General features: G+C 43.1%; 12 protein-coding genes. 8 read left to right on the top strand and 4 right to left on the bottom strand.

Annotated features, from left to right (window positions below):
- Nucleotides 1-107: 107 nt before the first annotated feature.
- The 3 genes from QOZ98_RS03550 to QOZ98_RS03540 are packed head-to-tail and all read right to left on the bottom strand — an operon-like array spanning nt 108 to nt 1,279.
- Nucleotides 108-557 carry a hypothetical protein gene (locus tag QOZ98_RS03550; protein ID WP_308786122.1) on the bottom strand — a complete coding sequence of 150 codons (450 nt, stop codon included), beginning with the start codon at nt 555-557 and terminating at the stop codon, nt 108-110.
- Nucleotides 557-760, bottom strand: coding sequence for a YlaI family protein (locus QOZ98_RS03545; protein ID WP_308786121.1), 204 nt, complete (start codon nt 758-760; stop codon nt 557-559). The genes QOZ98_RS03550 and QOZ98_RS03545 overlap by 1 nt, the downstream gene beginning before the upstream one ends.
- Before the next feature lie 12 nt (nt 761-772).
- Nucleotides 773-1,279 (bottom strand): peptidyl-prolyl cis-trans isomerase, encoded by a 507-nt coding sequence (locus QOZ98_RS03540; protein WP_308786120.1) that lies wholly within the window; start codon nt 1,277-1,279, stop codon nt 773-775.
- 169 nt (nt 1,280-1,448) lie between these two features.
- Between QOZ98_RS03540 and QOZ98_RS03535 the strand changes: the two genes are divergently transcribed.
- From QOZ98_RS03535 to pyc, 3 genes are all read left to right on the top strand, one after another.
- Complete coding sequence (locus tag QOZ98_RS03535; protein WP_006828871.1) at nt 1,449-1,730, top strand: YlaN family protein; 282 nt, start codon at nt 1,449-1,451, stop codon at nt 1,728-1,730.
- Between the two features lie 73 nt (nt 1,731-1,803).
- Nucleotides 1,804-2,970 (top strand): FtsW/RodA/SpoVE family cell cycle protein, encoded by a 1,167-nt coding sequence (locus QOZ98_RS03530; RefSeq protein WP_308786119.1) that lies wholly within the window; start codon nt 1,804-1,806, stop codon nt 2,968-2,970.
- Nucleotides 2,971-2,985: 15 nt separating this feature from the next.
- Nucleotides 2,986-6,426 (top strand): pyruvate carboxylase, encoded by a 3,441-nt coding sequence (pyc, locus tag QOZ98_RS03525; protein WP_308786118.1) that lies wholly within the window; start codon nt 2,986-2,988, stop codon nt 6,424-6,426.
- 31 nt (nt 6,427-6,457) lie between these two features.
- On the opposite strand, the gene QOZ98_RS03520 is transcribed toward pyc, so the two are convergent.
- Nucleotides 6,458-7,417, bottom strand: a complete 960-nt coding sequence (locus tag QOZ98_RS03520) for a COX15/CtaA family protein (protein ID WP_407676693.1) — start codon at nt 7,415-7,417, stop codon at nt 6,458-6,460.
- Between the two features lie 304 nt (nt 7,418-7,721).
- Here QOZ98_RS03520 and cyoE point away from each other — a divergent pair, with 304 nt between their 5' ends.
- The 5 genes from cyoE to ctaF are packed head-to-tail and all read left to right on the top strand — an operon-like array spanning nt 7,722 to nt 12,645.
- Nucleotides 7,722-8,639: a heme o synthase gene (cyoE, locus tag QOZ98_RS03515; RefSeq protein WP_308786116.1), complete on the top strand. Its 918-nt coding sequence runs from the start codon at nt 7,722-7,724 to the stop codon at nt 8,637-8,639.
- Between the two features lie 49 nt (nt 8,640-8,688).
- Nucleotides 8,689-9,783 (top strand): cytochrome c oxidase subunit II, encoded by a 1,095-nt coding sequence (coxB, locus tag QOZ98_RS03510; RefSeq protein WP_308786115.1) that lies wholly within the window; start codon nt 8,689-8,691, stop codon nt 9,781-9,783.
- A 30-nt stretch (nt 9,784-9,813) separates the two neighbouring features.
- Nucleotides 9,814-11,697: a cytochrome c oxidase subunit I gene (locus tag QOZ98_RS03505; RefSeq protein WP_308786114.1), complete on the top strand. Its 1,884-nt coding sequence runs from the start codon at nt 9,814-9,816 to the stop codon at nt 11,695-11,697.
- Entirely contained in the window at nt 11,687-12,313 is a 627-nt protein-coding gene (locus tag QOZ98_RS03500; RefSeq protein WP_308786113.1) for a cytochrome (ubi)quinol oxidase subunit III, read from the top strand. The genes QOZ98_RS03505 and QOZ98_RS03500 overlap by 11 nt, the downstream gene beginning before the upstream one ends.
- Nucleotides 12,313-12,645 (top strand): cytochrome c oxidase subunit IVB, encoded by a 333-nt coding sequence (ctaF, locus tag QOZ98_RS03495; RefSeq protein WP_308786112.1) that lies wholly within the window; start codon nt 12,313-12,315, stop codon nt 12,643-12,645. Before QOZ98_RS03500 ends, ctaF begins: the two co-directional genes overlap by 1 nt.
- Nucleotides 12,646-12,715 lie beyond the last annotated feature (70 nt).

The following is a 12,715-nucleotide window of genomic DNA, read 5'->3' as shown; positions in this document are numbered from 1 at the left end:
CATGGGACATCGCTCCTTCATTTTCTTTTAGTTTACCTCAAAAAAATATCAAAATAAACAAAAAAAGGCTGTCGAGAGGGTTTCTCGACAGCCTGAAACGCTGTATCTCATTGAGATACAGCGTTTTTGCGTTCAAAAGTTTTATATAAGATTGGCAATAACAGGGCGTAAGTGAGATGAGCAAAAATCCAATACAAAAATGCGCTCCAATCTGTAGCAGCTGGCACCTCTGCTTCGACAGCAAGCCAGGACAATAGAAAGTAGAGGAAAGGAAAAGGTGCGGACATCAGTAGAGAAATGAGCACCAATTGGCCAAACGAATAGTTTCGGCGCTTAGCGACATAAACAAATACAACCCCAATAACCAGGGCAATAATCATATGAAAAATGAATTCTGTAATCTCGGACCATTGCACACTGCCGATTACGGGAACAAAATCAACGTTCAACAAAAGGGTATATACTTGTTCGCCAGTGACAGATTGGATCCATTTTAGTAATAGCCCTAAAATCAACCCGCTCCAAAACCCAATCCAGAGGCCTTTTAAGAGCTTCATCAGAAGTCATCCTCAATGCTGCGGGAGCTGCGGTAAAAACGGAAAGAACCGGTTGCTAAGCGCTCTTTGGTCCTTTGGGTGATCCGGTCATGGCATTCCTCGCACATGTGGGTATGGATTGGTCTGTTGCGCAGGCGCTTTGCCTGAAGTGTATCATCTACTAACTCTTCAATTTTATCGCAGATTACGCATTGTACGCGCATGCTGAATCACTCCTATTCGACTCGGATGGCTTGGATATCGGTAATGGGATTTTCCTGATTGGAACCATCCGGAAGAAGAACATGGACAGGTCCATCTTCTTTCAGTGGTTTGCCGTGATCGCTGAATTTAAAAACCAATTGTTCGGCGTGTTCTATCGGGAAATCGAAATCTCCGTGCAATGTTTCGAAAACGACACGTTTGGCATGTTCATATGGTTCTGCATTCAAAAGAAAAGGTTTGAACAGGATGCCGAAAGTTCCGGTCAGCATTTCTTTCTTTTCTTTATTCTTATAAGTTTTTTCTGAGTTCAAAGTCGGCGGAACGGTGCTGCCTTCCATGATTTCGCGGGACCAGTGTTCGCCCATTCCGCGTTTGTAGTCTTCAAGCTCGTCCTTTTCGATCCGCTCTTCTTGGAAGTAGGTCTCCAAATTCAATTTGCGGTCATCAAAAATCCAGACGGTCGGATCCAATATCAGTTTAAATTTTACTTCACCTTTAAAAGGTATGATAAATTCCATGGGTAAACCCTCCATTTAGATATTCATTCTTTTAACAGTATACCTTTTCGTGTCAAGTTCCTAAAGGGATTGATCTCTATTCGTCATAGAGGCTTGCATTTTCCACACTTAAAAGATACACTTTAAACAGGAAAATAGAGAAGAAAACTCATAAAATGGGGGAGTCCTCATGGAACATACAGAAGAACAAACATACCATTTAAAGGCTTTAGAACTCCTCAGAGCTGATGCTGAAAAAATTGAGCAATTGATCAAGGTGCAAATGGACCACTTGACTTTGCCATCTTGTCCTTTATATGAAGAGGTGCTTGACACCCAAATGTTCGGCCTTTCACGTGAAATCGATTTTGCGGTTAAGCTGGGGCTCATTGAACGCGAGGCTGGGAAAAATTTAATGGATACGCTGGAGAAGAAACTTTCCATTCTTCACGAAGCGTATACAAATAAATGATCTAAAACTCAAACGAATTTTGTTTGAGTTTTTTTACTAATTCTTCACCTATAAAACTAAAAGAGGTATAAAAATGAAATCCTACATCAAGAAGTACGCAAAGTTTTTTGATTACCCATTACTCTTTACTTATTTGGCCTTAACGATATTCGGCTTGATCATGATCTACAGTTCGAGCATGGCCTGGTCGGTCAATTACTATGGCTCTGAGCCTGACCGGTTTTACATACAGCAATTGATAAACTTGGCAATTGCATTTCCCGTCTTCGCGATTGCAGCCGTTTTCCCGTACAAACATTTTAAAAAACGATGGATGATGATGACGATTCTGACAGTGGTTTTTGCTGGTTTAATTGCCGTGCATTTTGTCGGATTTGCAGCTGGAGGCGCCAAAAGTTGGATCAGCTTAGGTTTTGCCAACATACAGCCTTCAGAAGTGGCAAAAGTGGGGATAATCCTTTATTTAGCCGGTGTGTTTTCAAACAAGTACAACAACGGCACCATCAATAAATTGAATGAATCCATCATTCCACCGGTTATCATTTTGACTTTAGTGCTGTTTTCAGTATTTCTTGAACCCGACCTTGGCTCCATGCTGATTATTGGGGCAGTGGGCTTATCTGTAATGTCCGCCAGCGGAGTCCGCTTAAAGCCGTTTATACGGCTTGCCGGCGTCTTTGTTGCAGCAGCATCCATTATCATCGTGCCTTTCTTAATCTTTGCAGGTGACATGATTTTTACTGAAAAGCGTCTTGGCCGGCTGGATGCCTTTTTTAATCCGTTCTCGGATGAGCTGGGTTTTGGGTTTCAAATAGTCAACGGGTACCTGGCAATCGGTTCTGGTGGATTGAGCGGGTTAGGACTCGGACAATCGATACAAAAGTTGGGCTATCTTCCCGAACCGCATACCGATTTCATTATGTCGGTCATTGCTGAAGAACTTGGTGTATTGGGAGTCGTCTTTGTTTTAGGCGGTCTCGGATTTATTGTTTTGCGGGGTCTTTGGATTGCCATGACTACTCACGACCCATTAGCCAGAATGCTTGCAGCGGGGGTTGCCAGTATGATTGGAATCCAATCTTTTGTAAATTTAGGCGGCTTGACCGGCATTATTCCACTGACTGGTGTCACACTTCCGTTTATCAGCTATGGCGGAACGTCCGTAATTTTGTTATCTTTAGCTATGGGAGTATTAATGAATGTTTCCATGTTCAATAAATACGAAAAAACGAAAAAGTAAAGGGTGTGCTGCGGTGTGAAGGAGATCAACAAAATCTTGGTGGCCAACCGCGGAGAAATCGCTATTCGGGTTTTCCGCGCTTGTACAGAACTGAAAATTCAAACAGTTGCGATTTATTCACAGGAAGACAGTGGTTCATACCATCGGTACAAAGCGGACGAATCCTATTTGGTCGGCAAAGGAAAAAAACCGATTGATGCTTATTTGGATATCGAAGACATTATCCGCATCGCGAAAGATTCCAAGGTGGATGCAATTCATCCAGGCTACGGATTCTTATCCGAAAACGTCCACTTTGCAAGACGCTGCGAAGAAGAGGGCATTGTCTTTATCGGTCCAACTTCTAAGCATTTGGACATGTTCGGAGACAAAGTAAAAGCGCGTTCGCAGGCAATTGCGGCAGGAATTCCAGTTATCCCGGGTACAGATGGGCCTGTCGAGTCATTAGAAGAAGTTCAAGAGTTCAGCAAAAAAGCAGGTTTCCCGTTAATGATCAAAGCTTCTCTTGGCGGCGGCGGACGCGGAATGCGGATTGTCAGAACAGAGGAAGAATTAGCATCTTCTTATGAGCGTGCCAAGTCTGAGGCAAAAGCGGCTTTTGGTTCCGATGAGATGTATGTCGAAAAGTTCGTCGATAAGCCAAAACATATTGAAGTTCAAATTCTCGGCGATTCGGATGGCAATGTTATCCATCTATATGAAAGAGATTGTTCAATCCAGCGCCGTCACCAGAAAGTCGTGGAAATCGCGCCTTCTAACTCTATCAGCAACGAATTGCGCAATGAAATTTGTGATGCTGCAGTTAAATTGATGAAAAACATTAACTACATAAATGCGGGAACAGTTGAATTTCTAGTTGCCAATGACGAGTTTTACTTTATTGAAGTAAATCCGCGCATCCAAGTAGAACATACGATTACTGAAATGATTACTGGAATCGATATTGTCCACGCACAGATTCACATTGCCAGAGGGCATATGATTCACAGTGAAGAAATAGGCATCCCGCAACAGGATAAAATTCCATTGTTCGGCTATGCGATCCAATCCCGTGTAACAACAGAAGATCCGTTGAATGACTTCATGCCGGATGCCGGAAAATTGATGGTTTACCGTTCGGGTGGCGGATTCGGTGTCCGTCTGGATGCGGGTAACGGCTTCCAAGGAGCAGTCATTTCACCGTACTATGATTCTCTACTGGTGAAAGTTTCCACTTGGGCAGTTACATTCAAAGAAGCGGCCGCAAAAATGGACCGCAACTTGCAGGAATTCCGGATTCGCGGAATCAAAACCAACATCCCGTTCCTGGAAAATGTTGTAAAGCATAAAAACTTTATTACAGGTGATTTTGATACCAGCTTTATTGATACCACTCCGGAATTGTTTATTTTCCCAGTACGTCAAGATCGCGGGACCAAATTGTTGAGTTATATCGGCAATGTGACAGTCAACGGCTTCCCAGGAATCGAAAAGAAAAAGAAACCGATTTTTGGAGCTCCGCGCAAACCGGAAGTTGATTTGTTGGCTCCGGTGCCAAACGGTACCAAGCAAATTTTTGATCAGCAGGGTGCAGAAGGATTGACCAAATGGATCCATGAGCAGAAAGATGTTTTGTTGACAGACACGACATTCCGTGATGCCCATCAATCGCTTCTGGCTACACGCGTCCGTTCGCACGATCTGTATGAGATTGCCAAGGAAACTGCGCATCTTCAAAAAGATTTGTTTTCATTGGAAATGTGGGGAGGAGCTACTTTTGACGTATCCTACAGGTTCCTGAAAGAAGATCCTTGGGAACGCCTGATTAAGCTTCGCCAGGAAATTCCAAATGTCTTGTTCCAAATGCTTTTCAGAGGGGCTAATGCTGTCGGGTATAAAAATTACCCGGATAATGTCATTCGCGAATTTGTCCGGAAATCAGGAGATGCAGGGATCGACGTATTCCGTATCTTTGATAGCTTGAACTGGATCAAAGGAATGGAAGTAGCGATTGATGAAGTCCGCCAATCCGGTAAAATCGCAGAAGCAGCGATTTGCTATACGGGAGATATTTTAGACCCTAGCCGCGACAAATATACGGTTCAGTATTACAAAGAGATGGCGAAAGAATTGGAAGCGGCAGGCGCCCATATTCTTGCCATTAAAGATATGGCCGGTCTATTAAAACCGGAAGCGGCATACCGTCTAGTATCCGAGTTAAAGGATACTGTATCATTGCCGATCCACTTGCACACACATGATACGAGCGGCAATGGCATCTACCTATACTCGAAGGCAATCGAAGCGGGTGTTGATATCGTAGATACAGCTCTTGGCTCCATGGCCGGCTTAACATCCCAGCCGAGCGCCAATTCCCTTTATTATGCTACGAGCGGCAGCGGGCGTGAAGTTAGAGCTGATGTTGATGGACTTGAAAAGTTGTCCCATTATTGGGAGGATGTCCGCAAATACTACGGCGACTTCGAAAGCGGAATGAACAGTCCGCATTCAGAGGTTTATGTACATGAAATGCCAGGCGGCCAATACAGCAATCTTCAGCAGCAGGCAAAAGCGGTAGGGCTGGGCATGCGCTGGGAAGAAGTTAAGGCTATGTATTCACGCGTCAACCTGTTGTTCGGCGATGTCGTAAAAGTGACGCCATCTTCTAAAGTAGTAGGCGATATGGCGCTGTTCATGGTACAAAACGAACTGGATGAAGAAACGGTTATCTCCCGAGGGAAAACCATTGACTTCCCGGAATCGGTCATTGAATTCTTTGAAGGCTATATCGGCCAGCCTCATGGCGGATTCCCGAAAGAACTGCAGAAAGTCATTTTGAAAGAGCGCGAACCAATTACGGTGCGCCCTGGCGAACTTTTGGAACCTGCAGACTTCGATGAAATCAAAAAGGCTTTGTATGACAAATTAGAGCGTCCTGTGACAAGCCATGAAATCTTGGCCTATGCTCTTTATCCAAAAGTATTTGAAGAGTATACAGCGACCAATATCCAATTTGGGAAAGTATCCGTTCTCGATACTTTGACATTCCTATATGGAATGAGATTGGGTGAAGAAATTGAGGTAGAGATCGAAAAAGGCAAAACCTTGATGATTAAACTGGTATCAATCGGCGAACCGCAAAAAGACGGAACGCGCATCATTTATTTTGAATTGAATGGACAGCCTCGCGAAGTCAGCATTCAGGATATGATGGTTGAAACTGACAGCACCGCCAAACCAAAAGCAAATCCGACAAATGAAAGCCACATCGCAGCAACTATGCCGGGTACTGTATTAAAAGTGCTGACGGAAAAAGGAGCTAAAGTGCGGCGCGGGGACCATTTGCTGGTGACAGAAGCTATGAAAATGGAAACAACAGTTCAGGCTCCATTCGATGGAACAATTCAAGATATCCATGTAGTGGCCGCTGACGGCATTTCTACGGGTGACCTTCTGATTGAAATGGAGAAAAAATAAAAAAAGCTGGCGCAAATGCGCCAGCTTTTTTTTATGAAGATTTTTTGATTCGGCTGCGCGAAACGAGCAGCACCATATAACACAGTAAACCGAACAGCATGGAAATCAATAACGAGTGAAGTAGTGCGACAAACAAGTTCAACTTTGTCAGGACAACGAGCATCCCGGTGGTCGCTTGAAGAAGGACGATAGCAAAAGCAATGATCCAGCCCCAGTAAATCACGCGCTGATTTTTGTACTCTTTGATTGCATGCCAGGCAATGTAACCAAGCCAGATGACAATCAAGCCAGCAGCTGCGCGGTGTCCCATTTGAACCCATTCATACATGTTGCTAGGCAATGCAAAATCGTCATTTCGGCACAGCGGCCAATCTGAACAGATCAGGCTGGATTCCGTATGGCGGACCAATGCGCCGGTATAAACCACAATATAGGAATACAAAGTGACACCCAGCGTATGAAAGCGCAACTTTTTGCTGATCTGCAAGCGGTCAGCATCAAACTTGCGGTCTACTTCGAAAATCAGCAGTGTCAAAAGTAAAATGGAAGCGAACGACAGCAAGGAAATTCCGAAATGCAGCGCCAGGATAAAATCGCCTTGTCCCCAAAGTACTTGAGCCGCTCCGATCAATGCCTGCAAAACTAAAAAGAAAACAGCCATGATTGCTAAAAATTTTGTTTCGCGTACATGTCCGAATTTTCTCCATGCCCAGACTGCCAAAATGACAATCAAAATGCCAACAACACCCGTAACGAGGCGATGGGAAAACTCTATCAATACTTCAGCAGTAATATTATCCGGAATCAGTTTGCCATTGCAATCCGGCCAATTTCGGCCGCAGCCCAAACCACTGTCGGTTTTTGTGACAAGGGCACCGCCCAGAAGAATAAATAACATGCCGACGGTAGCTGCAACAGCAAACCATTTTATATATCTATTTTGCTTCAAAATTCCACCTACTTTTTCTATAGAAAACTTTTCAACGTTCATATGCCTGCATACTCGATAATAGCGAAAGTTTCTTCAAAATACAACGAGAAATCAGCAATAGTGGAAACTTTCAAGATTTGGACATAATAAATAGAGCTTCACAAACTGTTCAAAAACTATTATTTTTCTATCTTAAAATAGTGTGATTGTTAAGGTATGATTAGAGATGGATATTAGTGAGACCAATTACGTGTAAATCATCTCTTTTATCAGGAAATTTCAGTTATATGTAGAAAAACAACTGGAATTTAGATATAGTTATGGTTAGCGGAATATGCTTACAACTTTGAAAGGAGGGACTTACATGTCAAACGGCCGGGCAATGTCTGCAGATACTCATGAAGCACCGGAAGCGACCACATTCCTGAAAGACTTTCTGGCACTTATAAAAATTGGGATTGTCAATTCTAATTTAATAACTGTCTTCACAGGTTTGTGGCTTGCATTTCAGTTTTCCGACAGACATTTTCTGAACGAGCTGGATATTCTTGTCTATACTATCGTCGGTTCAGCACTGATCATCGCGGGTTCTGCAGCTATGAATAATTACATCGATACGGATATAGACCCTTTGATGGAAAGTAAAAAAGCACGTCCGACAGTGACAGGAAGATTCAAGCCATCAGCTGTATTGGCACTAGCTGTTTCTTTCATCGTTATAGGCGAATTGTTTTTGTTTTCCGCTTCTGTATCAGCTGGTGTATTGGGGATAGCCGGAGTTTTAGCTTATGTCGTCTTATATTCCATGTGGTCAAAAAGACGCCATGTCAGCAACACGATTGTTGGAAGCATCTCAGGTGCAATTCCACCGCTTATCGGATGGGCTGCCGTGGAACCGACACTCGGCATGGGTGCCTGGGCATTATTTCTGATTATGTTCATATGGCAGCCGCCGCATTTTTATGCGCTGGCTATGAAAAGAACAGAAGAATATCGGGCAGCGAATATTCCAATGCTACCGGTAGTTAAAGGTTTTCACCGCACAAAAAAATCGATGCTTGCATGGGTTGTAATGCTTTTCCCTCTGCCATTCCTGTTAATGGAACTTGGGATAGGCTTCATCATCTTAGCGACACTTTTGAATATCGGCTGGCTAGTATTGGCCATTCGTGGATTTAAAGTAGCTGATGACTTGAAATGGGCAAAGACGATGTTTATTTATTCATTGAACTATATGACCATTCTATTTGTTTCAATGATCATTTTTGCTGTCTTCATTTAACGTCCATTTCTACAGAGTAATTATTTAAATGAGAGGGGTATGAAAAGCTATGATGAAAGGAATTAAAAAATGGCGGCTTTTTGCATTGATGACCACATTATTGGTTTTTCTTGCAGGATGCGGACGTGAAGAAATTTCGACTTTGATACCAGCTGGCGAAGTTGCCCAAGATCAATTTAATCTATTGATCTTATCATCCATCGTTATGCTATTCGTTATTATTGTTGTATCGATCATTTTCGTTTTAGCAATTGTTAAGTTCCGCCGTTCTAAAATGGGGGAAGACATGATCCCTGAGCAAGTTGAAGGAAGCGCAAGATTAGAGTTCTTGTGGACAGCTGTTCCGATTGTTCTCTTATTGGTTCTTGCTGTACCAACTGTTTATTCTACATTCGATTTGGCTGACGTTTCCACTATGGACGTTCAGGCAGAAGACGGCACTTCAACACATCTGACAGTCAATGTTACAGCTGCACTTTACTGGTGGGAGTTTGAATACCCGGAACAAGGAATTGTAACTGCACAGGAATTGGTCGTACCGACTGATGAACGCGTTTACTTTAACTTAATTTCTGCGGACATCAAGCACTCATTCTGGATTCCATCTGTTGGCGGGAAATTGGACGTCAACCCTGAAAACGTCAATACATTTTACTTATCATTTGACCAGCAATCTTCAGAACTTGAAGATGGTGTATTTTATGGTAAATGTGCTGAGCTTTGCGGACCTTCTCACGCATTGATGGATTTCAAAGTGAAATCTGTGGATCGCGAAGAGTTTGACCAATGGGTAACAGCAATGCAAGAAGAAGAACCGGCTGCTGCCGAAGGCGACCTTGCACAACAAGGGGAAGAATTATTCGGAGCTGACGGATTGGCATGTATTTCTTGCCATGCTACTTCTGGTGCAGGCGGAACTGGTGGAGTCGGCCCTAACTTGGCAACATTCGGCGACCGCAACCGCGTTGCAGGATACTTAGAGCACAATGAAGAAAATCTTAAAAATTGGATTCAAGATCCACAGGAATACAAGCCTGGCAACTTGATGCCAGACGCAGCTTCTTTGAATGATGGAGAAGAATTGTCAGATCAAGAACTCGATGCTCTTGCAGCCTACTTAATGGGCTTATCAGTTGAAGAGTAGAATAAAGCTTAAAAAAGGGAGGTTTACAGTGTGAGTTCTATTGCTCAAAAAAAGGGCTTCGGCGCTACTATTTGGGACTTCATGACAACGGTCGACCATAAAAAAATCGCGATCCTTTATCTCATCTCAGGTGGTTTTTTCTTCCTGGTTGGTGGTGTAGAAGCGATGTTGATTCGTATCCAGCTGGCGAAAGCTGGAAATGACTTCCTAAGTGCCGGACTATATAACGAAATTATAACAATGCACGGTACTACCATGATCTTCTTGGCATCGATGCCAATATTACTGGCTTTCATGAACGCGATTATGCCTTTGCAAATCGGCGCGCGTGACGTAGCTTTCCCATTCTTAAATTCACTTGGTTTCTGGTTGTTTTTCTTTGGTGGAATTTTCTTGAACCTTTCATGGTTCATGGGAGGCGCACCAGATGCAGGTTGGACGAACTATGCTTCGTTGGCGCTAGCATCAGAAGGGCACGGAATTGACTTTTATACACTTGGATTGACGATATCTGGTTTTGGTACATTGATTGCAGGAATTAACTTCCTGGTAACCATCATCAATATGCGTGCTCCAGGCATGACGTATATGAGAATGCCATTGTTCACGTGGACAACTTTTGTTGCTTCTGCTTTAATATTGTTGGCATTTCCACCACTTACAGTGGGACTTTTCTTCATGATTTTTGACCGTTTGTTCGGTGCTAACTTTTTCGCAGTTGATATGGGTGGTAACACAATTATTTGGGAGCATTTATTCTGGATTTTTGGTCACCCTGAAGTTTACATTCTTATCTTGCCAGCTTTCGGTATTTTCTCCGAAATCTTTGCAATCTTCTCGCGTAAACGCTTGTTTGGATACACGGCACTTGTTTTTGCTACAATCCTAATCGGTTTTTACGGATTCATGGTTTGGGCTCACCATATGTTTACAGTCGGCTTAGGGCCAACTGCTAACGCTGTGTTTGCCTTAGCAACTATGATCATTGCTGTCCCAACCGGCATCAAGATCTTTAACTGGTTGTTAACAATCTGGGGAGGAAACATTTCCTTCACAGTCCCAATGATTTACGCTGTAGCGTTTATTCCTTCATTCGTAGCAGGTGGAGTTACAGGGGTTATGCAAGCAATCGCGCCTTTGGATTATCAGTTGCATGATTCTTACTTTATCGTAGCTCACTTCCACTATGTTATTGTCGGTGGTGTTGTATTAGCGATTCTAGCAGGTACACATTTATACTGGCCAAAAATGTTTGGAACAATGCTTAGTGAAAAACTTGGAAAATGGACGTTCTGGTTCTTCTTCATCGGATTCCATTTAACATTCTTTATCCAGCATTTCTTAGGCTTGATGGGTATGCCGCGTCGTGTGTACACGTTCGGAGCAGACCAGGGCTGGGATCTATTCAATGCAATCAGCTCAGCAGGTGCTGTATTGATGGCAATCGGAGTTATCATTATGCTAGTCAATGTTGTGATGACAACGATTAAAAATGAGCGTGTAGGCAATGATCCATGGGGCGACGGCCGTACATTGGAATGGGCAATTCCATCTCCGCCGCCATTCTATAACTTTGCACAAACTCCATTAGTTCGCGGTCTTGATACGTACTGGATCGAAAAAATGGAAGGCAACAAAAAAGGCATGATCTTCGCTGAACCTCTTGGCGATATCCACATGCCGAATGGTTCGATTATTCCTTTCGTGATGTCGCTTGGGATGTTCATTGCTTCATTCGGAGCTTTGTACTTCCTCGATGGCGACAAGCCATGGGCGTTGGCAGTCTTGGTCATCGGTATGTTGATTCTGTTCGGCTCAATGCTCTTGCGTTCATTGAAAGATGATCTAGGTTTCCATATTACGAAAGCAGAATTGCTTGAAGACGCGAAGGGAGGCAAAACCGATGGACATTAATCAAAAATATACCCCTCAATCATGGCCGGATCATCCTGAAACGGCTACGTTGGAAGGAAAAAATAAGTTTATTGGTTTCTGGTTGCTTCTTGCTGCTGAGACAGTAACGTTTGCTTCGCTTTTCGCAACTTATCTTGCATTAAAAGACAAAGGACCAAGCGGCATGGAGTACTCTGCCGCTGGACTTTTTGAACTGCCACTAGTCTTTGCAATGACAATGATTCTATTAACATCTTCACTGACAAGTGTTTATGCAATGTATCACATGAAAAACCATAACTTTAAAGCGATGCAGGCTTGGCTGGGCATAACTGTCATTCTTGGGGCAACATTCCTGGGGCTGGAAATTTATGAGTTCAACCATTATGTTCACTTAGGATTTGGTTTTACAAATAGTGCATTTAGTTCTGCATTTTACGTTTTAGTTGGAACGCACGGAGCTCACGTATTATTCGGTCTAAGCTGGTTTATTGCACTGATGATCCGCAACTCTAAACGTGGACTAAATATGTACAACGCACCGAAGTTCTACCTTGCTTCGCTATACTGGCATTTCATTGACGTCGTATGGGTATTCATCTTTACTGTCGTCTATTTGATGGGAGTGATCGGATAATGGCACACGATACACATATTCAAGTTAGGTCGCAGGCAGAATTCGAGTACGCAAAGAAAAAAAGAGCAGATGAAATGAAAGGCCACTTAGCAACTTTCGCAATTATGATTTTCTTGACATTAATTGCTTTTACTATGGTTGCAGCTGGATTTTCAACCTATCTAATCGTTCCGATTATTCTTTTGCTAGCGGGTATTCAAGTTATTCTTCAACTGTATTATTTCATGCACATGAGCGGTAAAGGACACGGCATGGTTGCGTTCTTTATGTTCTGTGGCATGTTTGTAGCTTTCATCACAGTTCTTGCATTAGTAACAATTGTTTGGTGGTAGGCTCTCCTTAAAACCCCTTACCTTTCGAGGTAAGGGGTTTTTCTGTATAGAAGGAATCTTTATAATAGGA

It is taken from the genome of Planomicrobium stackebrandtii (genome assembly GCF_030814955.1).
Taxonomy (GTDB): domain Bacteria; phylum Bacillota; class Bacilli; order Bacillales_A; family Planococcaceae; genus Planococcus; species Planococcus stackebrandtii.
This window is presented reverse-complemented; position numbering and strand designations above follow the sequence as displayed.

Bases quoted from the DNA above. Each gene is read 5' to 3' on its own strand.
- QOZ98_RS03550 (WP_308786122.1), bottom strand. From the start codon at position 557: ATGAAGCTCTTAAAAGGCCTCTGGATTGGGTTTTGGAGCGGGTTGATT.
- QOZ98_RS03545 (WP_308786121.1), bottom strand. From the start codon at position 760: ATGCGCGTACAATGCGTAATCTGCGATAAAATTGAAGAGTTAGTAGAT.
- QOZ98_RS03540 (WP_308786120.1), bottom strand. From the start codon at position 1,279: ATGGAATTTATCATACCTTTTAAAGGTGAAGTAAAATTTAAACTGATA.
- QOZ98_RS03535 (WP_006828871.1), top strand. From the start codon at position 1,449: ATGGAACATACAGAAGAACAAACATACCATTTAAAGGCTTTAGAACTC.
- QOZ98_RS03530 (WP_308786119.1), top strand. From the start codon at position 1,804: ATGAAATCCTACATCAAGAAGTACGCAAAGTTTTTTGATTACCCATTA.
- QOZ98_RS03520 (WP_407676693.1), bottom strand. From the start codon at position 7,417: ATGAACGTTGAAAAGTTTTCTATAGAAAAAGTAGGTGGAATTTTGAAG.
- cyoE (WP_308786116.1), top strand. From the start codon at position 7,722: ATGTCAAACGGCCGGGCAATGTCTGCAGATACTCATGAAGCACCGGAA.
- coxB (WP_308786115.1), top strand. From the start codon at position 8,689: ATGATGAAAGGAATTAAAAAATGGCGGCTTTTTGCATTGATGACCACA.
- QOZ98_RS03500 (WP_308786113.1), top strand. From the start codon at position 11,687: ATGGACATTAATCAAAAATATACCCCTCAATCATGGCCGGATCATCCT.
- ctaF (WP_308786112.1), top strand. From the start codon at position 12,313: ATGGCACACGATACACATATTCAAGTTAGGTCGCAGGCAGAATTCGAG.